This window comes from Microbacterium sp. 20-116, from assembly GCF_041079415.1.
GTDB lineage: Bacteria > Actinomycetota > Actinomycetes > Actinomycetales > Microbacteriaceae > Microbacterium.
This window is the reverse complement of sequence record NZ_JBFYGP010000008.1, coordinates 129,368-155,064: the sequence shown is the minus strand read 5'-3', so window position 1 is coordinate 155,064 and position 25,697 is coordinate 129,368. Positions and strand designations below refer to the sequence as shown.

The 25,697-nt window shown below is 67.7% G+C and carries 26 protein-coding genes; 14 read left to right on the top strand and 12 right to left on the bottom strand.

Annotation, left to right across the window (positions count from 1 at the left end):
- On the top strand, positions 1-583 hold a 583-nt coding region (locus AB6V29_RS14610), incomplete at its 5' end, for an LPXTG cell wall anchor domain-containing protein (protein ID WP_369359520.1).
- Positions 584-668: 85 nt separating this feature from the next.
- Here the strand turns inward: AB6V29_RS14610 and AB6V29_RS14605 are convergent.
- Both AB6V29_RS14605 and pdxH read right to left on the bottom strand, forming a co-directional pair.
- On the bottom strand, positions 669-1,829 hold the full coding sequence (locus AB6V29_RS14605; protein ID WP_103207613.1) for a GTPase family protein: 1,161 nt from the start codon (positions 1,827-1,829) through the stop codon (positions 669-671).
- 122 nt (positions 1,830-1,951) lie between these two features.
- Positions 1,952-2,593, bottom strand: a complete 642-nt coding sequence (pdxH, locus tag AB6V29_RS14600) for a pyridoxamine 5'-phosphate oxidase (protein WP_369359518.1) — start codon at positions 2,591-2,593, stop codon at positions 1,952-1,954.
- Between the two features lie 138 nt (positions 2,594-2,731).
- Between pdxH and AB6V29_RS14595 the strand changes: the two genes are divergently transcribed.
- The 6 genes from AB6V29_RS14595 (at position 2,732) to AB6V29_RS14570 (ending at position 8,748) form a co-directional block, all read left to right on the top strand.
- Positions 2,732-3,373: a TetR/AcrR family transcriptional regulator gene (locus tag AB6V29_RS14595; RefSeq protein WP_289940199.1), complete on the top strand. Its 642-nt coding sequence runs from the start codon at positions 2,732-2,734 to the stop codon at positions 3,371-3,373.
- A 163-nt stretch (positions 3,374-3,536) separates the two neighbouring features.
- Positions 3,537-4,403, top strand: a complete 867-nt coding sequence (locus AB6V29_RS14590; protein ID WP_369359515.1) for an ABC transporter substrate-binding protein — start codon at positions 3,537-3,539, stop codon at positions 4,401-4,403.
- Between the two features lie 2 nt (positions 4,404-4,405).
- Positions 4,406-5,212, top strand: coding sequence for an amino acid ABC transporter permease (locus AB6V29_RS14585; protein ID WP_369359513.1), 807 nt, complete (start codon positions 4,406-4,408; stop codon positions 5,210-5,212).
- Positions 5,209-5,976 (top strand): amino acid ABC transporter ATP-binding protein, encoded by a 768-nt coding sequence (locus tag AB6V29_RS14580; RefSeq protein WP_295843487.1) that lies wholly within the window; start codon positions 5,209-5,211, stop codon positions 5,974-5,976. The genes AB6V29_RS14585 and AB6V29_RS14580 overlap by 4 nt, the downstream gene beginning before the upstream one ends.
- Positions 5,977-6,014: 38 nt before the next feature.
- On the top strand, positions 6,015-7,571 hold the full coding sequence (locus tag AB6V29_RS14575; RefSeq protein ID WP_369359511.1) for a gamma-glutamyltransferase family protein: 1,557 nt from the start codon (positions 6,015-6,017) through the stop codon (positions 7,569-7,571).
- Between the two features lie 100 nt (positions 7,572-7,671).
- Entirely contained in the window at positions 7,672-8,748 is a 1,077-nt protein-coding gene (locus AB6V29_RS14570) for an alkene reductase (RefSeq protein WP_369359509.1), read from the top strand.
- A 127-nt stretch (positions 8,749-8,875) separates the two neighbouring features.
- On the opposite strand, the gene AB6V29_RS14565 is transcribed toward AB6V29_RS14570, so the two are convergent.
- Together AB6V29_RS14565 and AB6V29_RS14560 are read right to left on the bottom strand one after the other, a co-directional pair.
- Positions 8,876-9,058 (bottom strand): hypothetical protein, encoded by a 183-nt coding sequence (locus tag AB6V29_RS14565; RefSeq protein WP_369359507.1) that lies wholly within the window; start codon positions 9,056-9,058, stop codon positions 8,876-8,878.
- Positions 9,059-9,175: 117 nt separating this feature from the next.
- On the bottom strand, positions 9,176-9,403 hold the full coding sequence (locus tag AB6V29_RS14560) for a DUF2283 domain-containing protein (protein WP_369359506.1): 228 nt from the start codon (positions 9,401-9,403) through the stop codon (positions 9,176-9,178).
- 167 nt (positions 9,404-9,570) lie between these two features.
- Here AB6V29_RS14560 and AB6V29_RS14555 point away from each other — a divergent pair, with 167 nt between their 5' ends.
- The 3 genes from AB6V29_RS14555 (at position 9,571) to AB6V29_RS14545 (ending at position 11,492) form a co-directional block, all read left to right on the top strand.
- Positions 9,571-9,792 (top strand): hypothetical protein, encoded by a 222-nt coding sequence (locus AB6V29_RS14555; protein ID WP_369359504.1) that lies wholly within the window; start codon positions 9,571-9,573, stop codon positions 9,790-9,792.
- A 186-nt stretch (positions 9,793-9,978) separates the two neighbouring features.
- On the top strand, positions 9,979-10,974 hold the full coding sequence (locus AB6V29_RS14550) for a hypothetical protein (protein ID WP_369359502.1): 996 nt from the start codon (positions 9,979-9,981) through the stop codon (positions 10,972-10,974).
- 14 nt (positions 10,975-10,988) lie between these two features.
- Complete coding sequence (locus tag AB6V29_RS14545; RefSeq protein WP_369359501.1) at positions 10,989-11,492, top strand: hypothetical protein; 504 nt, start codon at positions 10,989-10,991, stop codon at positions 11,490-11,492.
- Between the two features lie 57 nt (positions 11,493-11,549).
- Here the strand turns inward: AB6V29_RS14545 and AB6V29_RS14540 are convergent, their stop codons facing one another.
- Entirely contained in the window at positions 11,550-12,005 is a 456-nt protein-coding gene (locus tag AB6V29_RS14540) for a hypothetical protein (protein ID WP_369359499.1), read from the bottom strand.
- Between the two features lie 12 nt (positions 12,006-12,017).
- Positions 12,018-12,311, bottom strand: a complete 294-nt coding sequence (locus AB6V29_RS14535) for a hypothetical protein (protein WP_369359497.1) — start codon at positions 12,309-12,311, stop codon at positions 12,018-12,020.
- Between AB6V29_RS14535 and AB6V29_RS14530 the strand changes: the two genes are divergently transcribed.
- Positions 12,310-12,549, top strand: coding sequence for a hypothetical protein (locus AB6V29_RS14530; protein WP_369359495.1), 240 nt, complete (start codon positions 12,310-12,312; stop codon positions 12,547-12,549). The genes AB6V29_RS14535 and AB6V29_RS14530 overlap by 2 nt on opposite strands.
- Before the next feature lie 561 nt (positions 12,550-13,110).
- On the opposite strand, the gene AB6V29_RS14525 is transcribed toward AB6V29_RS14530, so the two are convergent.
- Positions 13,111-14,442 carry an aspartate aminotransferase family protein gene (locus AB6V29_RS14525; RefSeq protein ID WP_369359494.1) on the bottom strand — a complete coding sequence of 444 codons (1,332 nt, stop codon included), beginning with the start codon at positions 14,440-14,442 and terminating at the stop codon, positions 13,111-13,113.
- A gap of 126 nt (positions 14,443-14,568) precedes the next feature.
- On the opposite strand from AB6V29_RS14525, the gene AB6V29_RS14520 reads away from it, so the two are divergent.
- The gene (locus AB6V29_RS14520; protein ID WP_369359492.1) at positions 14,569-16,089 is read left to right on the top strand and encodes a PucR family transcriptional regulator; all 1,521 of its coding nucleotides are present in this window, start codon (positions 14,569-14,571) and stop codon (positions 16,087-16,089) included.
- 104 nt (positions 16,090-16,193) lie between these two features.
- On the opposite strand, the gene AB6V29_RS14515 is transcribed toward AB6V29_RS14520, so the two are convergent.
- The gene (locus AB6V29_RS14515) at positions 16,194-17,723 is read right to left on the bottom strand and encodes a CoA-acylating methylmalonate-semialdehyde dehydrogenase (RefSeq protein WP_369359490.1); all 1,530 of its coding nucleotides are present in this window, start codon (positions 17,721-17,723) and stop codon (positions 16,194-16,196) included.
- A gap of 22 nt (positions 17,724-17,745) precedes the next feature.
- Here AB6V29_RS14515 and AB6V29_RS14510 point away from each other — a divergent pair, with 22 nt between their 5' ends.
- On the top strand, positions 17,746-18,327 hold the full coding sequence (locus AB6V29_RS14510; RefSeq protein WP_369359488.1) for a TetR/AcrR family transcriptional regulator C-terminal domain-containing protein: 582 nt from the start codon (positions 17,746-17,748) through the stop codon (positions 18,325-18,327).
- A gap of 104 nt (positions 18,328-18,431) precedes the next feature.
- On the opposite strand, the gene AB6V29_RS14505 is transcribed toward AB6V29_RS14510, so the two are convergent.
- From AB6V29_RS14505 to dnaB, 4 genes are all read right to left on the bottom strand, one after another.
- Positions 18,432-19,079 carry a class F sortase gene (locus AB6V29_RS14505; protein WP_369359486.1) on the bottom strand — a complete coding sequence of 216 codons (648 nt, stop codon included), beginning with the start codon at positions 19,077-19,079 and terminating at the stop codon, positions 18,432-18,434.
- Positions 19,076-20,332, bottom strand: a complete 1,257-nt coding sequence (locus AB6V29_RS14500) for a hypothetical protein (RefSeq protein ID WP_369359484.1) — start codon at positions 20,330-20,332, stop codon at positions 19,076-19,078. Before AB6V29_RS14500 ends, AB6V29_RS14505 begins: the two co-directional genes overlap by 4 nt.
- A 247-nt stretch (positions 20,333-20,579) precedes the next feature.
- On the bottom strand, positions 20,580-22,367 hold the full coding sequence (locus AB6V29_RS14495; RefSeq protein ID WP_369359482.1) for a sigma factor: 1,788 nt from the start codon (positions 22,365-22,367) through the stop codon (positions 20,580-20,582).
- A 290-nt stretch (positions 22,368-22,657) separates the two neighbouring features.
- Positions 22,658-24,025, bottom strand: coding sequence for a replicative DNA helicase (dnaB, locus tag AB6V29_RS14490; RefSeq protein WP_103207564.1), 1,368 nt, complete (start codon positions 24,023-24,025; stop codon positions 22,658-22,660).
- Between the two features lie 591 nt (positions 24,026-24,616).
- Between dnaB and AB6V29_RS14485 the strand changes: the two genes are divergently transcribed.
- On the top strand, positions 24,617-25,663 hold the full coding sequence (locus tag AB6V29_RS14485) for a hypothetical protein (RefSeq protein ID WP_369359480.1): 1,047 nt from the start codon (positions 24,617-24,619) through the stop codon (positions 25,661-25,663).
- Positions 25,664-25,697 lie beyond the last annotated feature (34 nt).

Here is a 25,697-nt window from a genome sequence, read left to right as displayed (position 1 = left end):
ACAGACCATCACCGCCAACCAGGTCACCGGAGGCGCAGGCCGCGGCGAACAGACCGTGTCCTTCACCCTCCCCGCCGTGACCCCCGTCGGCAACTTCACCGTCACCGCACCCACCAACGGCCAGACCGTCGACTCCCGCACCGTGACCTTCACCGGCACCGGCACCGACGGCTCCACCGTCAACGTCCTCGACGCCAACGGCAACCGCATCCCCGGCACCACCGCCGCCGTCGTCGTCAACGGACAGTGGTCCACCACCGGCACCTACCCCGATGACGCCCCGGTCGCACAGACCATCTCCGCCAACCAGGTCACCGGAGGCGCAGGCCGCGGCGAACAGACCGTGTCCTTCACCCTCCCCGCCGCCGTCACGCCGACCCCGACCCCGACCCCGACCCCCGCTCCCGCGGGCAACGGGTCGAGTGCCGCCCCCGTCGGCGGCTCGTCGAGTGTCGCGTCCGGGTCGAAGCTGGCCGTGACCGGTAGCGCCGACGTGATGCCTCTCGTCGGTGCCGGAGCCCTCGCGCTCATGGCTGGCGCGGGCATCTTCCTGTACGGAAAGCGCCGCCGCGTTCACAACTGAGCGTCGCTAAAGAGACGATGCCCGCCCCCTCCGGGGCGGGCATCGTTCTTTGTCGGGTCGGGCGCGTCCCCGCTCGACGTGTCTCTCAGCTCTTCTTCGTGACGCGCCGCTCCACGAGCTTGCGTGCCACGTCCATGAAGCTGGGCGCGTACTTCGCCCACTCCTGGTCGAGCTTGCGCACGTCGATCTTGCCGGTGTGCAGCAGCTCGCAGATCTTCAGCCAGCTCTCGCCCGTCGCCGCCGTTAACGCACCCGCGACCGCCGCGTTCACGACGATCCCGGCACCGGGGATGAGCTTGAGGAAGCTCGTCGCGAGCGCCCGCCCCGCGACCTGCACGCCGAACTGCGCGAGCGCGCCGGCCGAGAGCATCGTCTTGACCTCGAGGTCGTAGATCGCGGCGATCCGGCCCATCATCGTCAGCTGGATCGGCGCCAGCGTGACAGCATCCGAGACAGGAAGCGGAACGGTCGCAGCCCCCGCTGCGGCCGCGGCCGCCGCGGCGATGATCGGCCGCGCCATCTCCCTCTTCCACGGGAGGTTGAGTCGCTGTGCGATGCGAAAGGCGTCCTTGTCGCGCTCGGGGGCGAGCTCGAGGGTCTGCGTGACAAGGTCACCGAGGCCGTGCCCCTTGCCCTTCCCGTTCTTGTCGCGGGTCGAGGTGAGGACGACCTGCCGGTAGGGGATGCGCAGTCGCTCCCCGGTGTTCGGGTCGACGGGGTCGTTGAGCCACTCGACGAACGCCTCCAGATCTTTAGCGATGCCCTGGTGCCCGGTGAGGGGGTTCTTGATCCAGTCGACCTTCGTCAACACCAGGATCACCGGCAGCCCCCGCTCGTCGAGCTCGCGGATCATCGCGATATCGGCCGGGGTCAGCCGATCGTCGGCGGCCCGCACGCAGTACCAGACGACCGAGATCTGGTGGTCGCCGGGGTGGGCGGCGATCGCGTCGAGGTGGGTGCGCAGCTGCTGATCCGGCGGAACGGGCGAGCCGATCTCGAACCCCTCGACGTCCCAGATACCGAGCGAGTCGTCGCTGTAGAAGTGCACGCCGCGCGTGACCGGCAAGCCGCGTCCGACCTTCGCCCAGTCGCGCCCGAACACCGCGTTGACCAGCGACGACTTGCCCACGCCCGAAGCGCCGACGATCGCGAGGTTGAACCGGCCGTACCGCGACTTCGCCTCGGACGTCGCCTGGACGAACGCCTTGTCGTCGAGCTGACGCGCGTCGGTGTTCTTCTTCGCCATGATCTGGCCCTACCCCCGATGATTCGCGTCGCGACCCGCGTGTGCGGGATGGATCGAATCTACGGGGCCGGGCGGCACGAGGGACTTTCGGGAGCGCCCCTTGCGCGACGACCCGGTACAGGTCACGGCTGCCGCCGCGACCCCACCCACCCGTCGTCATCCCGCGTGAACACGACCCGATCGTGCAGCCGCGACCGCCGGCCCTGCCAGAACTCGATCTCACGCGGCTCGACCCGGTATCCGCCCCAGTGCGGTGGCCGCGGCACGACCTCATCGTCGGCGAACCGGGCGGTGACCTCGGCCATGTGCTCTTCGAGAGCGGCTCGGGATGCCACGGGCTCCGACTGGCGGCTCGCCCACGCCGACAGTTGCGAGCCGCGCGGCCGCGAGGCGAAGTACGCGTCGTCGCGCTCCGGCGGCAGCGGCGTGGCCGTACCGAGCACGATGACCTGTCGCTGCAGCGCGTACCAGGGGAACAGGATCGACACCGCCGGGTTCCCGGCGAGCGCGCGGCCCTTCCGCGACTGCCGGTTGGTGAAGAAGACGAGCGCCCCGTCGTCGTCGATCCCGCGCAGCAGAACCGTGCGCGAGGTGGGCCGGCCCTCGGCATCCACCGTCGACACGACCATCGCGTTCGACTCGGGCTGGTCCGCGGCATCCGTCAGCCACTGCTGCAGCAGCTCGAAAGGCGAGGCCGAGAGGGCGTCGTCATCCAGCTCGGCGAGCGTGTAATCGAGCCGGTGGGCGAGGGGGTTCTCGGTCATCGCGGGTCCTCCGGTGGGTGGCTGGGACCCCAGCGTATGACGGCGCGGCAGAGACCGGATCGCCGAAAAGAGGGACATGTCGGCCCCCGGTAACGCCCCCGGCCGGGGCCCCGGCCTAGCGACCGATAGAATCGCCGCATGGAAGAGGGGGGAACGCGGCAGCAGATTCTCGTGCACGCGGCCCGCCTGTTCGGCCGTCACGGGTATCACGGCACCACGACGCGAGAGATCGCCGATGCCGTCGGCATCCGGCAGCCGTCGTTGTTCTACCACTTCTCTGCGAAGCACGTCATTCTCGCCGAGCTGGTCGACGCCGACCTCGCGCAGACCTTCGGTCGGCTGCAAGAAGCTCGCGACCTCGACGCGTCGTGGGCGGAGCGGTTCCACTACTTCCTCACGATCAGTTCGCACGACTATCTGACGCTGCCGTACGACGCGCGGGGGTATTACAGCGATGCGATCTTCACCGAGCCGGAATTCGAGACCCAGCGCGGCGAGATCTCGCGCTTCCACGACGAGGTGCGCTCCCTCGTCGAGCACGGCATGACGGCGGGCGAGTTCATGGCGATGGATGCCGAGTTCGTGCAGCGCGCGATCACCGGCCTGCAATTCGAGGGCATGCGCGAGCGCGAGACGAATGCGTCGGCGCCGGTCGCCCACCGCCCCCTTCAGGTGTCGGATTTCATCCTGCGCGCGGTGCTCGTCGATCCGTTCCGTCTCGAGGACGTGCGTTCTGCGACTCAATCGCGCCTCGAGGGCGCGGTCTCTTTCTCGCGGTAGTCCCCGCCCCTTCCCCCGACTTTTCTCGGGGGCGACTCCGTCGCGAAATGCGGGCGCAACACGCGCCCTCTATCAATTGATAGACGCATTACCTATCACTTGATAGCCTGCTCCGCACGTCACTCCCGAGGTGGCGGAGCATCGAGCATCGACGGAGATTTCCATGCACACCACCACTCGCATCGCCGCTGTCGCCGCGGTCGCCGGTATCGCCGCCCTCGGCCTGGCCGCGTGCTCCTCGAGCCCGGCGCCGGCAGCAGACACGGCATCCGCTATCACGACCGTCGCTCCCACCGCCCTGCGGTCGGCCGGCAAACTGTCGATCTGCACCACCAACCTGGGCTCGCCCCCGAACATCAGCACCGACGAGTCGGGCAACCTCGTCGGCAGCGAGATCGACCTGGCCAAAGCGGTCGCCGGTCGCCTCGGCCTCACGCCCGACTTCGTCACGGTCGACTTCTCGGCGCTCATCCCGAGCCTGCAGGCCAAGCAGTGCGACGTCATCATGGCCTCGCTCTACATCAAGCCCGAGCGCAAAGAGGTCGTCGACTTCGTGCCGTACCTCACCTCCGCCACCGGCGTCGCGGTGAAGCAGGGAGCGGATGCCGGCATCACCGGCCTCGACGACTCGCTCTGCGGCAAGAAGGTCATGGTGACCGTCGGAACCACCGCTCAGGATCTCGCCGAGAGGCAGTCGACGACCTGCACCTCCGAGGGCAAGAAGCCCCTCGACATCAGCACGAACAACCAGGCCACGGTGGGCTTCCAGCAGCTGGTCAGCGGACAGCTCGACGCGTACCTCGACGCGGCCGAGCTGATCGGCTACTACCAGAAGCAGGGCACCGCGGGCATCGAGATGGTGGGCGACCCGACCGACGCGATCGACATCGGCGCGGCCACCCTCAAGGACAACACCGCGCTGCACGAGGCCATCCAGAAGGCCTTCGACGACCTCGTCTCGACGGGCGACTACACCAAGATTCTCAGCACGTGGGGGCAGGAGTCCCTCGCCTACAGCGGAAGCAACTGACGGTGAACTTCGACTGGGGCTTCTTCTGGAAGAACCTGCTCACCCCGGGCGCGCCCTTCCTGCAAGGTCTCGCGCTGACGGTGCTCATCTCGGTGCTCGCGATGGCCGGGGCGCTCGTCGTCGGCCTGGTGATCGCGCTGATGCGGCGGTCGGCATTCGCACCGCTGCGCGTGATCGCGAGCCTCTACATCTGGCTGATCCGCGGTACCCCGCTGCTCGTGCAGCTCGTGATCATCTACACGGGCTTCGCCGCGGCGAACGTGTTCCGATTCCAAGACGTCGACCTCGGCGGCATCCTGGTCAAAGCCGCGATCCAAGCGGCGATCGTCGGGCTCATCATGAACGAGAGCGCGTATATCTCCGAGATCATCCGCGCCGGCCTCGACTCCGTGCCCGTCGGCCAGACCGAGGCGGCGCAGGCCCTCGGCATGTCGGGGACGTCGGCGATGCGGTGGATCATCCTGCCCCAGTCGCTGCGGCTCATGGTGCCGCCGCTCGGCAACTCGTTCAACGGGCTGATGAAGAGCACGTCGATTCTGAGCGTGATCGGGGTGTCCGAGATGTTCCTCGTCACGCAGAGCATCAGCGCCGCGACCTTCCGTACCTTCGAGATCTTCGCCGTCGTCGCGATCTACTACCTCGCCCTCACCACGATCTGGACGATCATCCAGAGCGCGATCGAGAAGAAGCTCAACGCCCGCGTGGGCATCGTGACCACGGCGTCTCCGTGGCAGCGGTTGTTCGGGGGTCGTCGGTCGGCGCCCCTCACCCCCGTCACCACCCTCTCCGACTCGGGAGTCCTGAAATGACCGATCCCCTCGTCAGCGCGAAGAACGTCACCCGCGAACTCGGTGGGCGCCAGGTGCTCGACAACGTGTCGTTGGACGTGCAGCCGGGCGAGGTCGTCGTGCTCGTCGGTCCCTCGGGTGCCGGCAAGACGACGTTCCTCCGCACGATGAACGGCCTCGAGAGCATCGACGGCGGCGACCTCACGGTCGCGGGCCAGCCGATGGGCTACCGGATCGCGCCGAACGGTCGACGCGTTCCCGCCACCAAGTCGGCTCTCCGGCAGCAGCGGCAGGAGATCGGGTTCGTCTTTCAGCACTTCAACCTCTTTCCGCACATGACCGCGCTCGAGAACATCTGGCACGCGCCCGTGCGCGTCCGCGGTGTCGCGAAGGCGGAGGCCGTCGCGCAGGCGCAGGCGCTCCTCGAGCGCGTGGGGCTGGGCGACAAGGCCGACGCGCGTCCGAGCAAGCTGTCGGGCGGTCAGCAGCAGCGCGTCGCGATCGCCCGGGCTCTCGCGATGAAGCCGCGGCTGATGCTGTTCGACGAGCCGACCAGCGCCCTCGACCCCGAGATGATCGGCGAGGTGCTCGACGTCATGCGCGAGCTCGCCGCCGACCACATGACCATGGTCGTGGTCACGCACGAGATGGGCTTCGCCCGCGAGGTGGCCGATCGCGTCGTGGTGATGGATGCCGGAGCGATCGTCGAGGTCGCCCCGCCCGGCCAGCTGTTCGCCGCGCCCGAGCACCCGCGCACGCAGGCGTTCCTCTCGAAGATCCTCTGACCCTCTCCCCTCCCCGCACGATCCACCGAGGAACACCCATGTCTCGCACGCCCCTGACCGGCGCCATCGCCACTCCGCACGCCGACGCCACCCGCTCCGCCGAGCGAGCGTTCGCCCGCGGTGGCAACGCGATCGATGCCGCCCTCGCGGCCGCGGCCACCCTCAGCGTCGTCTATCCGCACAACGTCAGCATCGGCGGCGACCTGATCGCCCTGGTCCGCGACCCCTCGGGGCGCACGCGCTGTGTGAACGCGTCGGGCCCCGCGGCATCCGCTGTCGATCGCGCGGCGATGCGCGAAGCGCACGGCGAGGTGCTGCCGTATCGGGGCATCGATACGGTGACGGTACCGGGCGCGGTTCGCGGGTGGGAGGTGCTGCGGCGCATGGGCGGTCAGCTCGGTTGGGAGGAGATCTTCACGGATGCCGTGGCTGCCGCCCGCGACGGAGTCCCGGTGTCGCGCTCGCTCGCCGCCGCCTTCCGCGAAGAAGAGGCCGCGATCGGGTTCGATGCAGGGTTTCGCGACACGTTCCTCGCGCAGGGCCTGCCCGTGCAGGGCGATGCCCTCGTGCAACCCGTGCTCGCCCGCACCCTCGAGGCGATTCGCGACGGGGGCGCCGCGGCCCTGTACGACGGCGAGCTCACCGCCGGTTTCGTCGACGGCCTCGCGCGTCTCGGCTCGCGCATCGGGGCGGCCGACCTGCTGCTCTTCCACCCCGAGGTCGTCGAGCCGCTGACCACCTCGTTCGGCGCGTATCGCGTGCTGACGAGCCCACCCAACACGCATGGTTTCGTGCTGTTGCGGGTGCTCGGCGAGCTGGAGCGACAGGGCATCGCCGACCCCCTCGGTGCGGACTTCGGCCGCATGATGGAGCGCTTCTTCGCCGCGAACCTCGTGCGCGACGAGCTGCTCGCCGACCCGCGGGTCACCTCGGGAGACGTCACCGAGCTGCTCACCGGCGACGCGACCGCCCACGGCGACGAGCCCGTGCTGCCCGGCTTCCGCCGCCCCCGCGGCGACACGGTTGGCATCGCGGTGTCGGACTCGTCGGGGTGGTCGGTGTCGCTCATCCAGAGCGTCTATCACGCGTTCGGAGCGGCCGTCGTGGAGCCCTCCACCGGCATTCTGCTGCACAACCGCGGCACCGGCTTCTCGCTCGACCCCGCATCGCCGAACGCCCTCGCCCCCGGAAAACGCCCGCTCCACACCCTCATGCCGGTCATGGTCGACGACGCGAAGGGTCTGCGTTTCGTCTCGGCGACGATGGGCGGCCAGGGCCAGCCGCAGATCCACGCGCAGACGTTGCTGCGGGCGATGGCGGGAGCTACAGCGCAAGAGGCGGTGTCGGCTCCGCGCGCGGTCGTGGGTCCACAGCGCGACGGCGACCGCCCCTCCGACATCTACGTCGAGAGCGACCTGCCCACCCCCGCCCGCGATTCGCTCGAGGCGACGCGGCTGCACATCATCGAGACACCGGATGCCGACGAGCTCGTCGGCCACGCCAACCTCGTCATCGTGGCCGCCGACGGTGGCCTCGACGCCGGCAGCGACCCGCGTTCGGATGGCGCGGCGAGCGTGCGGGGGTATGGGGGCTGAGGTTTTCTCTGGCACGCCTGAGAATTCGTGCGTTCCTGGAATGCCCGTCGAGGTCATCGGGTTGGGGGAGTCGGTTCTGTTCCCCCACGAAAGGACACCCATGAGCCTGTTCAGCCCCACCACCGTCGGAGAGATCGGCGTCCGCAACCGCGTCTCGCTCGCCCCGATGACACGCCTGCGCGCCGGCGCCGACGGAGTTCCCGGACCGATCGTCGCGAAGTACTACGCGCAGCGCGCCGGCATCGGCCTGCTGGTCACCGAGGGTGTCTTCCCGAGCGACGAGTCGCGCGCGTACCCGGGTCAGCCGGGCATCGTGACCGACGCTCAGGCCGCGGGCTGGGCTAAGGTCGCCGACGCCGTGCACGCCGAGGGCGGCACCGTCTTCATGCAGCTCATGAACGGCGGACGCGTCACGCACCCCGAGATCACGGGCACCGACCGTATCGTCGCCCCCTCGGCGATCGCGATCGACGGTGAGACCCGCCTGGCCGACGGCACCAAGGTCGCCTACGCCACCCCGCACGCGCTCGAGACCGCCGAGCTCGAAACGGTCCGCGACGAGTTCGTCGCCGCCGCCCGCAAGGCCGTGGATGCCGGCTTCGACGGCGTCGAGCTGCACAGCGCAAACGGCTACCTGCTGCACGAGTTCCTCTCGCCCGCGTCGAACCAGCGCACCGACGAGTACGGCGGATCCCCCGCCGCCCGCGCCCGCTTCGTCATCGAGGTCGCGCAGGCCGTTGTAGCCGAGGTCGGCGCGACGCGCGTCGGCATCCGCATCTCGCCCGCGCACAACATCCAGGACGTCTGGGAAACCGACGACGCCGAGACCCGCGCCACCTACGAGGCGCTCGTGTCGGGCCTCGCTCCCCTGGGCCTCGCGTACCTGAGCGTGCTGCACGCCGACCCCGCCGGCGACCTCATCCAGGACCTCCGTCGCACCTTCGGCGGCACCTTCATCATCAACAGCGGCTTCTCGAGCGTGACCACGCGTGATGAGGCCGTCTCGGTCGTGGAGGACGACATCGCCGACCTCGTCGCCGTGGGCCGCCCCGCGATCGCGAACCCCGACCTCGTCACGCGGTGGGAGCAGGGCGCCGACGAGAACGAGGTCGACCAGGCCTCCGTCTACGGCGGCGGCGAGCGCGGGTACACGGATTACCCGTTCCTGCAGGCGTGAGCCGTTGTGCTTCTGGGGCCTCGCGCGATTCGTTCGCGCGGGGCCCTTCTGCCTCAGGCCGGTCGGTAGCGCCCGGCTCCACCCGCCACGAAAAGGGCACCAAGATGCGGGTCCGACCTCGCCTTGGTCAGCGCGGGAGGTCGTCGGTTATGCGGTACGGCACGGCGTAGCCGCCGGTCCAGATCCGTTCGCCCTCGTACTGCGTCTCAGCAAGGGCCTGTGCGTACGTCGTCGCTTCGTCTTGATCCAGGAAGACGCCGAGGATCTCCACCTCGTCGTCGCCCCTGTAGACGATCCACACTTTCTTCACGGAACGACGATAGGCGCGGACCACACGGCGATGCAGCGGATGCGCGAAAGAGGATCCAGCTGCGGGCGCTCCGCTAACGAACCACCTCCCGCAACGTCACGTGCGTGGGTGCTACAGCTAGGCGGGGGACTTTGCAGATTCGATGACGTTCTGCGGGAGAACAAGGCTGGCGTTGAGGATTTCGAGGCCGAGCAGGCGGTTGTCGCTGCCGAAGTCGAGGATGATCTCGCCGAGGCCTCCCGGTGTGGCGATGGAATGCAGCTGTTGCGTCGCCGCTCCCTCAGCGATGCCGGCGGCGATCGTGATGTACGCGGCGTCCGCTTCGGCGTCCTCGGTGACTTGCATTTCAGACGCTTGGTCGTTCCCCGCGCGGCTTGTCGTCTTCGCAGCGATTACTTGCACCCCCTAGCTTCAGAGTGTCCGCACTCCCGCATGCACCCGGTCCCGTGCCATTGACTTTGCTCGGAACATTTTTGCCCGAACCAAGCCCGTTCCTTGAACGGGCTTTTTCTATGCATACGGGCATCCCCAAGCTCCGCAGCCGCATCACGCTGCGGTCCTCGCTCGCCCCATTGGCGCGCACCACCCTGAAGGGGGGTCGCTTGATGACGTTGCTGAACGACATCACGGCGTTCCTCGCTTCGCTGACCGGTCTGGTTCTCGCTTTGAACCAGACCACTGAGCGCTTCCGTAAGCCACGAAGCAAGCGCAAGCGCAACGGTCGGCGTCGCTAGGAGCCTCGAAAAAGCGCCAAATCGCCAATGGTGAAAAAGAACTCTGCGCAAAATCAGGCGCATGACGCGAAGAATCCAGGGGCCAGACGGTTCCTAGTTGGCACACCTCACCGAACCGAGCGGAAAATCACACGATTCATCCAGTCAGCTGGATACAGTTCAATGCAACACCGACCAGGGGGCAGGGTGGCGAACTACAGCTTGAGTCCATACGCAATCTCAGCCGCGCCGAGATATGAGCGCGCGGGTGAGCGGCGACCGATTAACGACATCGACGGCACGGGCGTCTCGTTCAGACAGGTCATCCTTGGAGTGCTCCGGTCAGTTCAAGGAGCTGCACTGTCCATCAACAGTGACGACGCTTCACGCGGTCTGCGGGTCGCAGAGCTGGTTGAAAACGACCGGTTCATCTACGTCGAACTTGGAGTGGGCCGCGCTGGGATAGAAGGCACACTCCACCGACGAAGCGGCCAGTCTGTGGACTACGGCCCCGACGAGCACAATGAGTCGCTGGTTCGGAGCATGTTCGTGTTCCCGCGCGATGGCCACGAGGTTTACTGGCTGAACGAGCGTGCGGGAATGGCTTCGGCACGCTCGGACCTTGGACAACGGCTCATGCGCGCGTTCCGCGACGTTGCGCCGGACATGACGTTCAAAGTTCGGCCCGTAGTCGCGTGGGCGGCTGTCATGCAGTGGGCGCAGCAGGTTCCGGTCCGTGAGATTAACTTCGACGCTCCCCGCGACGGTGATAGCCAAGCCATGTTGGCGAACGGCTACGGCGGCAACGTGCGAATCTCGGTCAAACCGCATGCTGATATGCGACTGAGTCGCCTTGTACGTGGCGATGGCGCGGACCGCCAGGCAGTGTTCGGCTTCCTGCGAGATATCCCGGTGGTTGAAGACGGACTCACGGTCGATGGTTTGGTAGGTGCGGGATGGTCCGCGACCGTGGCGTTCGAGACGCCGAGCGGGCATCAGCGTTCCTTCGGGGTCGGGGTCGGGGACGAACCTCCCTCGCTCATCTATCAGGTTGGACCCGACCAAACGAACTTGAGAGTCCCCATCAGACCGACGCCAGCAGAGTTCGCGGACGCCTGTTGCGAGTTCCTGCAAGACGGTCGCGACCTCGCGCAACACCTGGCGTCGGTGGTCGATGACATACTTCAAACCTTCGGAGGCTGAGGCGGTAGGGACATATGAAGGGGATTTCGGTTTGGCGGCTGGTTCGCGACCAGTTTCACTCCGACGCGCCGCCGTCTATTGCCCGCCAGGGAGCACAGCCCCTGCAATTTTCCTGGGCCGCTCTGGCGGCCCTCCTTGGGCTTGCATACGGTCTCAGCGCTCCGACTGACGACCCCGGCGCAGCCGTCCTCGCTGCCAATGCGGTGTTCACCGCTCTCAGCGTGACGATGGCGATGCTGTTCTGGCCCCGCGCCATCAACGCGAAAACGACGCCTGGCTTCAATACGAGCGATGAGCGTTGGCATGTGTACCGGCTGACTACTCAACTCTTCTGGACAGTCTTGGTCGGCATTGTGGCGACGGGCCTCGCGGTTGCTCAGCTAGCGGTGCCATCGCACTGGTTATTGAGCAATGTGGTGTCTGCTGTCACGGTCTCGCTGACCATGTATCAGGTTCTCCTGCTAGGACAGTCTGTATTCCGGTTGTACGCAGCAACCTTCTGGATGAATCGAGCCTGACAAACTACGGCTGCGCGTTACAGCCGGTGACCATGCAGCCGCTCAGAGGTACCGCTGTTAGTCCAGCGTGAGGGTGTGCTCCCACGTTCGGAGTTTGCGCGTATTGGGAAGACACCTGTAACGAATCCTGATGACATACTCCCCCGGGACCTTGGCGTCTTCGCACAGGATGATTCCGAACTTTCCGCCGCGCCCGACGGACAGCGCCTGTAGCTCCCGTTCCTCCGACCATCCACCTGAAGGGTCGCGCCGCGAAAGGAGCACTGACTCAGCCGTGCCAGGACCGTCTTGTCTGACGTTCGCCGTCCATTTCACATAATGGGCGCGGAAAACTTGCGCGTAGCTATCCCAATAGTCCGGGTTACCTACCAACTCCTTCCCTGCGCTCACGAACTCCCAGTGCGGTTGCGGTGTCCGCGCACGCCAGAGCGCCCATCCCGACACTCCCAGGGCCGCTAACGAGATACCGAAGGTGGTCCAGGCCGGACCGTCGAACGCGGCGAAGAACTCCACCTATGGCCGCCTTCAGGAGGTCGCAGAGTCCCTGGGAGCGGTCAGCCTGCAGTGAATCTGCTCCGCGTAGTGCTGCACGGTGGATGCGTCCCCTTCATCGGACTCAGAGAGGATGCGGCCTACGGTCTTCTCGTCGCTGAGCGAGCGCGAGAGAGCCATGATTCGGCGCGCAAGCTGACGAATCTCGTCCACTGCGTTCTGCCGCTGAAGGTCTCTGAACGTCTCCGATAAGCGCTCAATCTCTGCCTTCTCTTCCTCCGTCGGAGCGCACTTGTCGTTCTCGCGAAATAGGTTGTAGTTCGTCATGCCGGTCACGCTATCGCCTGATGCCCAGGTGCTGAGGAAACTGCATCGGGTCCAACCAGAACCGGCGCACCACGTCAACCCGTTCCTCGAAGTCGATGCCGCCTTCGAGACGGTGCTCTTCGCCGCTCTCGGGGTGGAGTGCGTGGGAGAAGTAAAAGAGGCTTCTGGCTCCGTCCAGGTGGTGAGTCTCGACGCGGCCAATCATCGTCCCGTCGAGCCGCACGGCGTACCGGGGTAGCTCACTCTTCCGCCTGAAGCTGGTGCGCGGTAGCTGTTCCACAGTGACCCCAGGTGCGTGCATGGGAGCACGGTGGGTCGAGGCTCAGACACATCCGCCGTTATGCGGGAACGCGACTTTCGATCCAGCCCTTCGTCACGGTGATGATGTTGCCGGTCTTGTCGTCTACGACGACGCGGATCTCGTTCTCTCCGGATCCTTGCGCGAATATAGGTCGACGCCGTCGAGCCGCCCCGGCCCGCGCCCTGCAAGATGCCGCCCTTACCCGGACCGCGCGCCAGGGAGTGCTGCACGCGGTGACCCGCCACCATCACGGTGCGCCCGTCTGGCAGACGAGCGGGCAGCATGGCGGTCAGCTCGCGCTGCGGCACCGAGAGCACGGCGTGCAGCGCCGGGTCGAGTCCGATGAGCCGGCTGGCGGCGTCGAACTGTGCGCGCGCATCGCTCAACGGACCGCCGCGACCGGTGCTCCATCGGTGCAGGCGCGAGGCGATGGCCGCGGCGGGGGACTCCACCATCCCGTGGGGCGAGAACGCAGGGGCGATGGCCGATGTCATGTCGTCACGCCAGGGCGACGTCGGCGAGCACCGCGTCGATGATGTCGAGGCCGCGGTGGGCCTCGACGTCGGTGACGACGCACGGCGGCACGACGTGGATGCGGTTGTCGGCGATGAAGGGCAGCAGACCGCGGCTCAGCAGGGCGGCCTTGATCGCGCCCATCGTCGCGGGCGTGACGGGCGTGCGGCTCTCGCGGTCCGAGACGAGCTCGATCGCCCAGAACACGCCGCTGCCGCGCACCTCTCCGACGAAATCGTGACGCTCGGCGAGCTCGGTGAGACGCGGGCCGATGACCTCGGCGCCGATGCGCTTGGCGTTGTCGACGATGCCCTCCTCGCGCATGGCGCCGAGGGCAGCGACGATGCTGGCCGCGGCGAGCGGGTGACCCGAATACGTGAGGCCCCCGGGGAACACCGTGTCGTCGAAGTAGTGCGCGATGGCATCCGAGATGATCACGCCCCCCACCGGCACGTACCCGGAGTTGACGCCCTTGGCGAAGGTGATGAGATCGGGCGTGACGCCGTGCGCCTCGAACGCGAACCACTCCCCCGTGCGACCGAAGCCGGCCATGACCTCGTCGAGGATCATGACGATGCCGTAGCGGTCGCAGATCTCGCGCACACCGGCGAGGTAGCCCGCGGGAGGCGTCATCACACCGGCCGTGCCGGGCACGGTCTCGAGCAGGATCGCGGCGATCGTGGCGGCGCCCTCCGCCTGGATGACCCGCTCGAGGTGGTGCAACGCTCGGGTGCACTCCTCTTCCTCGGTGGTCGCCCAGAATTCCGACCGGTACAGGTAGGGACCGAACACGTGCACGTGGCCGCGCGCGTATTCGTTGGGGATGCGGCGCCAGTCGCCCGTCGCCACGATCGCCGCTCCCGTGTTGCCGTGGTACGACCGGTAGCGCGAGATGACCTTGTCGCGACCCGTGACGAGCCGGGCCATGCGGATGGCGTTCTCGTTGGCATCCGCCCCACCGTTGGTGAAGAAGACCTTCTCGAAGCCGGCGGGCGCGAGCTCGCAGATCATCTCTGCCGCACGGGCACGCGTGGCGTTCGCGTGGGCGGGGGCCACGGTGGTGAGCACCTCGGCCTGCGCGCGGATGGCTTCGACGACCTTCGGATGCTGGTGCCCGATGTTCACGTTCACCAACTGGCTCGAGAAGTCGAGGTACTCGTTGCCCTCGGCATCCCACACGACGCATCCGGAGCCCGACGCGATCGGCATCGGCGAGAGCGACCCCTGCGCCGACCACGAGTGGAAGACGCGGCTGCGGTCGGCCTTCGAGATGTCGGCGTTGGACGGCGAGGCGAGGGGGTCGGCGACGAAAGTCATGGGTCCTCCGGTGATCGGCTGCGGTTGCCTCCATCATCGCGACGAGAGTGAGAGCATTGGATGCCGAGATGTCGTTCGCGACGCCAGCCTTTCGACCATCCGGCATCGAGACAGAAAGGCCACCGCGTGCCCGCCGACCTGCGCTCCCTCATGGCCGAACCCGCCTTTCTCCTGACGCCGCTGGCCGCGGTCGATGACGCCGCTCTCGACGCGCCGCTGGCCTGGGCGCACAACTCCGACCTCCCCGACCCCACGCCGTGGCTCGAGCCGGGAGGCCTGCTGCTCACCGACGGCGCGCCCTTCCTTCCCCCGCACAACGCCGACGCCGACGCCTACGTGTCGCGACTGGTCGCGCTGGGCGTGCGCGCCCTGGGCGTATCCGTGGGAATCCTGCTGGAACGCGTTCCGCCCGAGCTGGTCAGCGCGTGCGCGCAGCACGGCCTGCCGCTCATCGAGGTGTCACGACGGACGCCGTTCATGGGTGTGATCAAAGCCGTCTCCGACGCGACGGCAGCCGACGAGCGGGCTCGCCTAGAGCGCTCGCTGCTCGCGCAGCGCCGCGTCGCTCGGGCGGCTCTCCGGCCCGATGGACTCGGCGCCATCCTGCGCGAGCTGGAACGCGCGCTCGAGACCTGGGTCGCCCTGTTCGATGCCGCCGGCGCCCTCGTGCTTGTGACCGAGACGAAGGGCATACCCGCCGCCCTCGAGGAGCCGGTGCGGGCTGCGACCACCGCCGCCCTCGCGCGGCGACGCGCCGCCGCCGCCCGTGTCAGCCTCGGCGGAGTGGGAGAGGTCACCCTGCAAACCCTCGGGCAGCACGAGAACCTCCGCGGCGTCCTCGCCGTCGGCATCTCGAGCGAGACGTTCGACCGCGCCAGCCAAGACCTCGTCGACAGTGTCATCGCTCTCGCCAGCATCTCGCTCGAACAGAGCAGCACGCTCGACAGCGCGCGTCGGCGCCTGCGCAGCGGCATCCTGGAGCTCCTGGCGGCCGGCGTCACCGACGTCGCGGGCGACACGGTGAAGCACCTGTGGGGGCGACTGCCGGCAGCGCCCCTCCGCGTCGCCCGCCTCGCGGTGCTCGACGCCGAGCAGCGGCTCGACTCGCACCCCTTGATCCCCGCTCTCGAGGTCCTGGCCGAGAAGCGGCCCGGTGCCCTGTTCTTCGCGGAGCAGGGCGACCACGTCGTCGCCGTGTTCCGCGACGGCGACGACGCGGGACTGTTCGCCGCGGCCGCACCCCACCAACCCACGGGCGGGGTGTCGTCACCCGTGGAATGGGATCAGTTCGCCGTCGCGCTCGTCGAGGCGCGCCGGGCGGGCGATCGGGCATCGGCCCGGCACCCGATCGTCTTCTTCGACGAGCTCGCCGACGCCGGCATCCTCGGCCATCTCGAGCAGACCCGGGCGCACGAGGTCGCACGGCACATGCTGCTCCCCCTCGCCGACGACCCCGAGCTGCGGCGCGTCCTCGAGGTCTGGCTCGCGCACAACGGATCGTGGGGCACGGCGGCCGCCGCCCTCGGCATCCATCGCCACACCCTGCGATCCCGCGTCGACGGCGCCGCGGAGCGCCTGGGACTCGACCTCGACCAGTTCGGCGGGCGGGCAGAACTCTGGAACGCACTGCGCCTGACGTCGGACTGACGGATGCCGCGGCCGACAGCCCGCGACGAGATCTCGGGCCCCGGCACAACGACGGATGCGCCGGCGGCGACCCTGCCTCGGGTCGGGGCCGGCGCATGACGGACTCAGGTGTTCTGGGGGAACCCGAGATCGATGCCGCCGTGGGTGGCGGGGTCGAGCCAGCGGCTGGTGACGGCCTTCTCGCGGGTGAAGAAGTCGAACCCGTGGACGCCGTACGCTTTCGCGTCGCCGAACAGGCTCTTCTTCCACCCGCCGAACGAGTGGTACGCCACCGGCACGGGGATCGGGACGTTGATGCCGATCATTCCGACCTCGACCTCGCGCTGGAAGCGGCGGGCGGCGCCGCCGTCGTTGGTGAAGATGGCGGTGCCGTTGCCGAACTCGCCGCTGTTGATCAGCTCCACGCCTTCCTCGTAGGACGAGACGCGCACGACGGAGAGGACCGGTCCGAAGATCTCCTCCGTGTAGGCCCGCGACGTCGTGGGGATCCCGTCGATCAGAGTGGGCCCGAAGAAGAAGCCGTCTTCGTGGCCCTCCACGGCGATGTTCCGGCCGTCGACGACGATCTTGGCGCCGTCCTGCTCGGCGATGTCGACATAACTCGACACCTTGTCGCGGTGCACGTGGGTGATGAGGGGTCCCATATCGGGTTCCACACCGTCCATCCCCGCGCCATTGCCGATGCGGAGCTTCGCGATGCGCTCGGTGATCTTGGCGACGAGGTCGTCGGCGACGGGTTCGACTGCGAGGACCACGCTGATGGCCATGCACCGCTCGCCCGCCGCACCGTACCCGGCATTGACGGCCGAGTCGGCCACGAGGTCGAGATCGGCATCCGGGAGGAGGAGCATGTGGTTCTTCGCACCACCCAGCGCCTGCACCCGCTTTCCATTCTTGGATGCGGTCTCGTAGATGTACTGCGCGATCGGGGTCGACCCCACGAACGAGATCGACTGGACCACCGGGCTGCTCAACAGGCCGTCCACGGCGAGCTTGTCCCCCTGCAGGACGGTGAACGCGCCGTCGGGGAGACCGGCCTCTTTCCACAGCTTCGCCACCCACAACGCGGCTGAGGGGTCTTTCTCGGAGGGCTTGAGCACCACCGCGTTCCCCGCGGCCAGCGCGATCGGAACGAACCACAGCGGAACCATGACGGGGAAGTTGAACGGGGAGATCACCCCGACCACGCCCAACGGCTGCTTGAGGGAGTAGACGTCGACACCGCTGGAGGCGTTCTCGCTGAACGCCCCTTTGATCAAGTGCGGGAAGCCGGTGGCCAACTCCACCACCTCTTGGCCCCGGAGGATCTCCCCCATCGCGTCCGAGACGACCTTGCCGTGCTCGGAGGTCACGAGACGGGCGAGCTCGGGCTTGCGGGCGTTCAGCAGCTCACGGAACGCGAACAGCACCGCCTGTCGCTTCGCGATCGAGTACTCGGACCAGATGCGGAACCCCGCCTCGGCCGACGCGATCGCGGCGTCGATCTCGGCCTGGTTCGCCAGGGCGACCTCTGCCTGTACGGCGCCCGTCGCGGGGTTGTAGACCGGAGCCGTCCGGCCCGAGGTCGACGCACGCTCGGCCCCATCGATCCAATGCGAAACCACCGCGACGTCGACTAGCGACTCACTGCCCATACTGTCCTCCTCGATCGGCGCCGTGCGGCGCAGGACGACAGTACGAAAGCGGTGGCTCGGCCGCGCCTGCCGTTCGGTCGAATCGGACGCCGCGTGCTCGACAGGATGTCGGCGAGGAAGAGGTGGGGCACAGGCTCTACCGGAGACCGCGCGGAGTTTCCGCGTCCGCCCCCTCCCGGCGCGGGCGCCTCAGCGGAACAGCTCGACGTGGTCGGCCACCCAGGTACGGAACCCGCTTGAGGGCTACCCCGGCCTGGGCACTGTGGCCCTCGGCACGATCCCTGTTCTGCCCGGCGCGCTCCGCCTCGCGGAGCATGAGCTGGCGCTCATGGAAGCCGGCGGCATTCCCGCCGATCGTGCCGCGCTCGCGGTCGACCTCATCGCGCAATTCGCCGCGTCGACGGCCGTCGAACGCACCGTCCGCCACCGTCGCGGTGGCACGGGCGACGAACGCGGGCGGGTCCGCGTCGCCTATGAGCACGCCGACCCCGAGAGCTTCCCTCGCGTGGCACGCTCCGCCGCCCTGCTGACCGGTCCCGACGAGACGGCACGGCGCGACTTCTCGATCGAGGTTCTGCTGAGCGGCATCGAACGCCCGGGGTGAGACCCTCCGACGGTTCCTGAGCGACGAAAGGCGCGAGGGTGCGGCGAGGGCTGCGCCGCCGCTCGCTCTCGCACGGGAGCGCGCCCGCCCGCGCGGGTCGGCGATCATCCCTGCGAAACGGCGTGTGCGACCACGACCAGATTGTCGAGTGATGCTCCCCCCTCGCGCGGGAGGCAGGTAATCATGATCAAGCGTGCGGGACCGGGAGTCCACAGGTCTTCGTCGTGGGCGAGATCGGGCTTCGGGATGCGACGCACCTCGTCCACGGCGTAAGTCACCGACGCGACTTCGACGATGTCTCCCGCTCTGAGAGTCGGCGCGTGAGTAGTCGGGTCTGAGAGCGCATTACCCGGCGCTGTCCCGCGCGCGAGAGCGTGCATGGCCAAGATGACCGTACCCGTCTCGGCATGATCGAGCGCAACGCTCCGGTCGCGCACGACGTACGCCGAAGTGAAGCCTGGCGGAGTGATGTCTCCGTCGACCGAATCCAAGGAACCGAGAGCGACATCGAGCCCTCGGGAGGGGACGCGCAGACGCGTCCCCTCATCATCGACGGCCTCCGATTCCGCGAGAGGGGGTGGCGTCACCCCCGGCTCGAAGGCGACCTCGACTCCGGTGAGGTCCCGTGCCCCGGTCGACGTACCGCTGTGCCAGCCGCCGAGCAGTCCGAAGACCATGGCGCCGATTCCCGCGGCCGCGAGCATTCCGACGATCCCCCACTGACGCCGGCGGCGGGGTGGACGACCCGTCACCTTCCACTTCTCCGACGAGGCTCGCGAGACCGGTAGGTCAGGAACACGGCAAGCGCTATGGCGGCCCCCAGAGCGGTGAGCCCCGCGAAGACGAGCAGTCCCATCAACCGTGATTCCATTGCTGCAGACCCTCCGGTGTGGGCTGAGAGTCCGACCGGTTCAGGCGTCGACGCCGACGACGGCGCCACCGGCGATGCGGTGGGGGTCGGTGAGGCGGTCGGAGTCGGCGAGACGGCCGGAGTCGGCGAGACGGTAGGGGTCGGCGAGACGGTAGGGGTCGAAGCCTGGCCGCCTCCCGTCCCGCCACCGCCCTGGCGCACGACCTGACCGGTGACGGAGGCATCGTTTCCTGCCCCGATGCTGATGTTGGCGCGGTTCGTGTAGCTCCCAGCGACTCCCTGGTCGGTGACGCGTGCGGCGAAGCGGACGTCGTAGTAGTGCCCAGCTTCCGCCGTGAACGTCACGGAGTCCGGCGTCGCCGCGTAGGTGGAACGGTCGACGGGCGCCCAGTAGCTGGGGAACTCCCACCCATTGGCGCCCGTGACCAGGCGAGACGACGACCACAGTTCGGCGTACTGCACCCCGTTCATCTCGCCGAGGAGTTCCTGATTCTCTGCGAGGACATCAGACACCTTGACGGTTTCGCCACCGGAGAATCCGCTCCGACCCGACCCCACCTGAACGACCCAGACGATCGTGCCGGTGACGGCGTCGTACTGGCCCCACTTGCCGTTGTCGCGGCCCGTGAAGGTACACCCCTGGGTGCACACCTCGGTACCGGTCCCGGGACCCGGGTCAGGTGATGGCTCCACCTGGATACTGAGCGTGTGGCCGTCGATGTTGTAGACGACGGTCCCTTCCTCCGCGGCTTCGTTCTGCACCGTCACCCAGAAGAAGAACGTTCCGTGAAGGTTCTCGGGGTGCGCACTCAGATAGTCCGCGTCGAAACTGCAGTCCAGGGTGGCCTGATCCACGAGACAGCGGCCCATGACCGCCCCCGCGGGATCGACCAGCGGGAACGCGTCCGAGCGGCCCGTGAGCTCCGGGGGCAGGGTGAGTGTGAATCCTGCGGGGGTAGCGGGGTTGTCGGGTAGCGACCAGGTGCCGCGGATCTCGGCGGACGAGCCGTTCTTCACCGTGGCGCTGGTGAAGTCGAGAGAGTCGATCGATGCCGTTGTGGCCCGGGCGGTCGCGGCCACCGACGCCGAGGGCGAGAGGCTGAAGGAGGCGACAAGTACGGCGATAGCGGCCATAGCGGCCAACGACGTGCGCACCCATGCGGGCGGTCTGACTTTCGACGGGAACAAGGTCACGGTGACTCCAATGCAGAACTGATCTCGCATCCCGCATCGACGAAAGCGGTGCGGGACTCGCTTGAAAGAGTCGAGTCAGCGCGTTTCATCACGCGATCTCCCAAAAAGATTTCGGGAGTTCTGCTTTGGTCCGCGGCCTCGGCGGAATGCTTGTCAGCGCCGAAGGAATGCCGGCTGCCGAACGCAGCTACTCCGCAGAAGGCATGACGAGGAATGTCACGCGCGTCGCTTCTGCGGCGCTCTCGTCGAGCCGTTGGTAGGCGACCTCCAGCTCGTGAACCCCCGGGGCCAGACCGACTAGGCCCGACATTGTCGACCGGCCGATCCGCCGCTCCAGGACACCGGATGCAGGGATTTCCAAACCGGCAGCGAGTTCTCGACCGTCGAGACGGATGACGAGTGGACTTGCTTTCCACCCACGGACGATCAACGCCACGGGATCCGTCCCGACCACCGTGCCCGCGGCCGGCGCTTCAATGAGCGGGACGAACGCGAAGGGCGCGGATGACACGACCGTCGACGTCCTCCCTTGGGAGTCGATCGTCACCGCGGCTACCCCCGCATCAGTCGGTCGTAGATCATCGATCTTGATCGACCACTGGCCCGACGCCGGTACCTCGGTCTCGGCTGCTGCATCCGGTCGCCCCTGGGGCCAAACGCGTACGCGGGTTCCCGGCGTTCCTCGTCCCTCGATGGCAGGCGCCTCGGTCGCCGCGGGCTCCCACGCATCGTCCACCGTCGGGGCCTGTGGCGCAGAGGAAGTGGTCGGTTCGGGGGTCGATTCAGGAAGGGCGGAGTGTCGTCCCGGCGCCGGTTCCGACCCGGACGGCACGTCTGAGCCGGCCACGGGCGTGACGCCGACATTCGGGAGCGTCAGCGTCGTCCGTGAGGGGGCTGGGACGGGTGGATCCAGCTCGACCACGACCGGTCCATCGGCATCCGCCTTCGGAGCGACCGGCTCCTCGGGAAGGGGCGTGTCGAGGGCGTGGGGTAGCTCCTCGCTGAGGAGCGGTCCCGAAGCCACCGATTCGTTCGCCGCGACAGACACTTCCGAAGAATCGAAGGCCCCCGTCAGCGCCGCGCCCGCCCCCGATGCACCCCCGACGAGGACGACGATCGACGCGGCGATGGCCAACGATCGTCGAGAGCTGACTGCGCGCCCACTTGAGGATCTCTGCGCCACGACGGCACGATCGAAGCTCGTGCCCGCTGCTGCCACGGCCGCGGCTCCTCCGACGAGCAGCAGCAAGGACGGCAGAAGCCCCACGACGGCGCGCGCCTCGTCAACGAGGGCCGAACAACGGCGACAGGTCGTCACGTGGTTCTCGAACGCCTGTCGATCTCGAGCGGACGCGGTGCCTTCCTGGACGGCACCGAACACGGCGAGGGCCCTGCGGCACTCCTCCGGGGACCGTTCGAGTTCGAGGTGAGCCTGCATCCAGGCCGCCCGCAATGATCGTCGAGCGCGGTAGAGCAAAGAGGACGTCGCCCCCGGCTTCAACCCGATGGCGGAAGCAGCCCGGCGCGGGGGAATACCTTCGACATCCACGTACCAGAGCACGGCTTGCCAGCGCTCCGGCAGGGTTCGGAAGGCCCGCCCGAGCGTGGACGCACTGAAGCGAGACGCCATCATGGCAGCCGGGTCGCCGTCGGTTATATCTCCGACGACGGAATCGAGCTCTACGTCGTCGACGAAATGCTGCCTGTAGCGGTGCTCTCGCGATGCGAGATGACGCACGACGGTGTACAGGTAAGGGCGGACGAGTTCGTCCGGGCCCGATCCTCGACGCAAGGCGGTGATGGTCCGCTCGAATGCCTCCGACGAGAGATCATCCGCCATGGAGTGGGATGACACCACCGCAGCGAGCTTCGTGACGGGCAGGCGGTGCCGACGCCACAGGAGAGCGACAGCCTCGTCGTCCCCCTGCCGAATTCGAGCGATGAGGGATCGGTCGCTCGGCTCGCTTTCCGACATACGACCTCCGCCCGTTCATCTTCGAACCAAAAGCACGATCCTAGCAAGGGCCGAAATCTTTGTGGGAGAAACCGCTTGAGAGGAATGTCGCCTGACCACCTCGCCTGAGAGCCGCGAGATCCACGCCTTTCCTCACGACGCGCCAGGGTCGATCAAGCGCAGCGCGATGCAGTTCTCACGCGGTCAAATGATCGAAAGGATTTTGAGTCCCTCGGGGTCTTCCCCGGCGAGCGGTGGAACCACCGTATGTGCGTCACAGAGCCGTGGACTTCGCCGGGTCGACCGGGAACCTACATCCCCGGCGCCATATCCGTGAATCGCGAGTAATGCCCCTGGAACGCCACCGTGATCGTGTCCGTCGGACCGTTACGGTGCTTCGCCACGATCAAATCGGCCTCACCCGCACGAGGTGAGTCCTTCTCGTAGGCGGCCTCGCGGTGCAGCAGCACCACCATGTCGGCATCCTGCTCGATCGAGCCCGACTCACGAAGGTCCGACAGGGCCGGCTTCTTGTCGGCGCGCTGCTCGGCACCACGGTTCAGCTGCGACAGGGCGATGACCGGAACCTGAAGCTCCTTCGCCATCAGCTTCAGCGCACGCGAGAACTCACTGACCTCCTGCTGACGCGACTCGACGCGCTTACCGCTCGTGAGCAACTGCAGGTAGTCGATGACCACCATCTTCAGCCCCTCGCGCTGCTTGAGGCGACGGCACTTCGCGCGGATCTCGACCAGCGTCATGTTGGGGCTGTCGTCGATGTAGAGGGGTGCGTCGTTGATGCGACCGCGGGTGGAGGCCACCGTGGTCCAGTCGCGCGAGTCGAGGGTTCCCTTGCGCATGCTCTGCAGGGGAATCTGGCCCTCGGCGCTGAGCAGACGCATGGCGATCTCACTGCGACCCATTTCGAGCGAGAAGAAGATGCACGGGGCGTTCGACTTGATCGCGGCGGCGCGGGCGAAGTCGAGCGCGAGGGTCGACTTACCCATGGCGGGGCGTGCGGCGAGCACGATCATCTGGCCGGGGTGAAGACCGTTGGTGAGCTGGTCGAGGCCGGCGAAGCCCGTGGGAATGCCCGTCATCGACCCGTCGCGGCCTCGAGCGGCCTCGATCTCTTCGACCGCGGCATCCACCGCCGTCGTCAGGGGGATGTAGTCCTCGGCGCTGTCATCGCCCGAGACGTTGTAGATCTCGGCCTGGGCGCTGTTGACGAGCTCGACCGGGTCGCCCTCGCCGGCGTAGCCCATCTGCACGATGCGCGTGCCGGCCTCGACCAGGCGGCGCAGCATCGCGCGCTCGGCGACGATCGAGGCGTAGTAGCCGGCGTTGGCGGCGGTCGGCACGATCGAGGTGAGCGTGTGCAGGTAGTCCGCTCCCCCGGCGCGCTGGAGCTCGCCCGTCTTGATCAGCTCGTCCGTGACGGCGACGACGTCAGTGGGCTCGCCGTGCGAGTACAGGGTGAGGATGGCCTCGAAGATCAGCTCGTGCTTCGGCACGTAGAAGTCGGGGCCTCGCAACGACTCGATCACATCGGCCACGGCGTCTTTCGACAGCAGCATGCCGCCGAGCGCGCTCTGCTCGGCGAGCGTGTCGTGCGGGGGCGTGCGCTCGGGGCGCGGCGCTTTTCCGAGACGTTCTTCGGCGATGTCGGCGATCGACACGGGCTCTCCTTCAGTTCGGGCACCCCTGACCGGGCCTCGCGCGCGCGCGAAGCGTTCGCGGAAACGTGGCTCGGGGCGGCCTCGGCAGCATGGAATCACCGACGTCCGACATCGACGCGCGCGGCAACGTGATTCAGCTGCCCGAGGGGCTGCACCCACGGTAGATACCACGCTCTCCACACGCAAACGAGCCTGTGGATAACTCTGTGGAGAGCCTGCGGGAAACGCCGCGAGATCTGTGCACAAGTGCTGTGGAGAACTCGGTGGATGGGTCCGAATTGTGAGCAGTTACAGGCTTCTGATCTGGGTTTTATCTATCCACAGGTTTCCTGGGGAAATCCCGTGTGAAGTGAACGTTGAAGGTTCCCTCGAGAAGCATTCACATGTGTACAACTCGGGGGATAACTCGCCGATGGCGTATCGACCAAAGGCCCTCGCTGTCAAATTTTTCTTCACCGCCCGGCGTGTCGCCCGTCACCAGCCCGTTCCCAGGGAACTACCTAGATTTCACCCGCCCCCTTCCCCACGGGTGAATCGCGGCGTAGCGTCGCCGACCAAGAGTTTCGGAGATTCACCTTTGGGGGGCGAATCATGGAGAACGCGTCCGATCGGGGGGCACCGCACCTGCTGCGGTTGCTCCTCGTCGGCGTGTCCACCGCCCTCGGAGCCGCAGCTCTCTCGGTCGCTCTTTCGGCCTCCCCGGCTTCGGCGGATGACGGCTCGGGCGGACTGCTCGGCACGATCGGCTCGACGGTCAACCAGGTCACCGACACCGTCGACGATGTCGTCGGTACCGTCGTCTCACCCACGGTCGAGCACGTCACCGAGACCGTCGCTCCCGTGACCGAAGTCGTCACCGACGTCGCACCCGCCCCCGTCGCCGAGGTGGTCGCGACCACCACGGACACCGTCTCCGAGGTCGTCGACACCGCGAACACCACCGTCGACGGCGCTGTCGGCACCGCGGGAGACGCGGTCACCGACATCGCAGGCTCGGGCGTCGTGGGCGGGGTCGTCACCCCCGTGGTCGAGACCGTCCAGTCGGTCCCCGTCGTCGGTGATGTCGTCCACGCGGTCGGTCTCGACGATCTCATCTCGGGTGTCACCGACGCGGTCGACGCGGCGCTCCCCGTGATCGTCGGCACCCTCCCCCCGATCTCTCCCGTGGTCCCCGCGATTCCGGGCATCTCGACGGATCCCGGCGGCGAGGCCACCACCCCGATCGTCGACGCGCTACCCCTCGAGCCCCTGCCGGTCGAGGCTGCGGCAGACTCTGCTGTGACAGTGCCCGGTGCCCCCTCGACGGGTCCCTCCCCGGTTTCGTCGTCGCCCCGCACGGCCCCCTCGGGCCCGGTGGCGACGCTCTTCGCGGCCGCCACGGGCGGCGACGCCTCCGCGACCCTCGCGAGCGCACAGAACGCTCTCCAAGCCCTGCCGACCGACGTTCACGTCGACCTGGGCGCCAGCACGGGCTCGGGCTCTTCGGCATCCGGAAACTCCGGCGCGGGCGGCGCGAACGCCGCAACAACCGACGGCGGCAAGCTCTTCGCCGCTCCGCTTCTTCTCGACCGCCGGAACGTCGTCGACGACGGTCTGCCCGGCACCCCGGTCTTCGGCACCGACATCTCTCCTGACTGAGGACGGTCGCACCGTGCATTGCACGGCAGACGAC

Coding starts and splice junctions, on each gene's coding strand:
- AB6V29_RS14605 (WP_103207613.1), bottom strand. CDS start 1,829: ATGGCGAAGAAGAACACCGACGCGCGTCAGCTCGACGACAAGGCGTTC.
- pdxH (WP_369359518.1), bottom strand. CDS start 2,593: ATGACCGAGAACCCCCTCGCCCACCGGCTCGATTACACGCTCGCCGAG.
- AB6V29_RS14595 (WP_289940199.1), top strand. CDS start 2,732: ATGGAAGAGGGGGGAACGCGGCAGCAGATTCTCGTGCACGCGGCCCGC.
- AB6V29_RS14590 (WP_369359515.1), top strand. CDS start 3,537: ATGCACACCACCACTCGCATCGCCGCTGTCGCCGCGGTCGCCGGTATC.
- AB6V29_RS14580 (WP_295843487.1), top strand. CDS start 5,209: ATGACCGATCCCCTCGTCAGCGCGAAGAACGTCACCCGCGAACTCGGT.
- AB6V29_RS14575 (WP_369359511.1), top strand. CDS start 6,015: ATGTCTCGCACGCCCCTGACCGGCGCCATCGCCACTCCGCACGCCGAC.
- AB6V29_RS14570 (WP_369359509.1), top strand. CDS start 7,672: ATGAGCCTGTTCAGCCCCACCACCGTCGGAGAGATCGGCGTCCGCAAC.
- AB6V29_RS14560 (WP_369359506.1), bottom strand. CDS start 9,403: ATGCAAGTCACCGAGGACGCCGAAGCGGACGCCGCGTACATCACGATC.
- AB6V29_RS14555 (WP_369359504.1), top strand. CDS start 9,571: ATGCATACGGGCATCCCCAAGCTCCGCAGCCGCATCACGCTGCGGTCC.
- AB6V29_RS14545 (WP_369359501.1), top strand. CDS start 10,989: ATGAAGGGGATTTCGGTTTGGCGGCTGGTTCGCGACCAGTTTCACTCC.
- AB6V29_RS14530 (WP_369359495.1), top strand. CDS start 12,310: ATGCCGGTCACGCTATCGCCTGATGCCCAGGTGCTGAGGAAACTGCAT.
- AB6V29_RS14535 (WP_369359497.1), bottom strand. CDS start 12,311: ATGACGAACTACAACCTATTTCGCGAGAACGACAAGTGCGCTCCGACG.
- AB6V29_RS14525 (WP_369359494.1), bottom strand. CDS start 14,442: ATGACTTTCGTCGCCGACCCCCTCGCCTCGCCGTCCAACGCCGACATC.
- AB6V29_RS14515 (WP_369359490.1), bottom strand. CDS start 17,723: ATGGGCAGTGAGTCGCTAGTCGACGTCGCGGTGGTTTCGCATTGGATC.
- AB6V29_RS14500 (WP_369359484.1), bottom strand. CDS start 20,332: ATGGCCGCTATCGCCGTACTTGTCGCCTCCTTCAGCCTCTCGCCCTCG.
- AB6V29_RS14495 (WP_369359482.1), bottom strand. CDS start 22,367: ATGTCGGAAAGCGAGCCGAGCGACCGATCCCTCATCGCTCGAATTCGG.
- AB6V29_RS14485 (WP_369359480.1), top strand. CDS start 24,617: ATGGAGAACGCGTCCGATCGGGGGGCACCGCACCTGCTGCGGTTGCTC.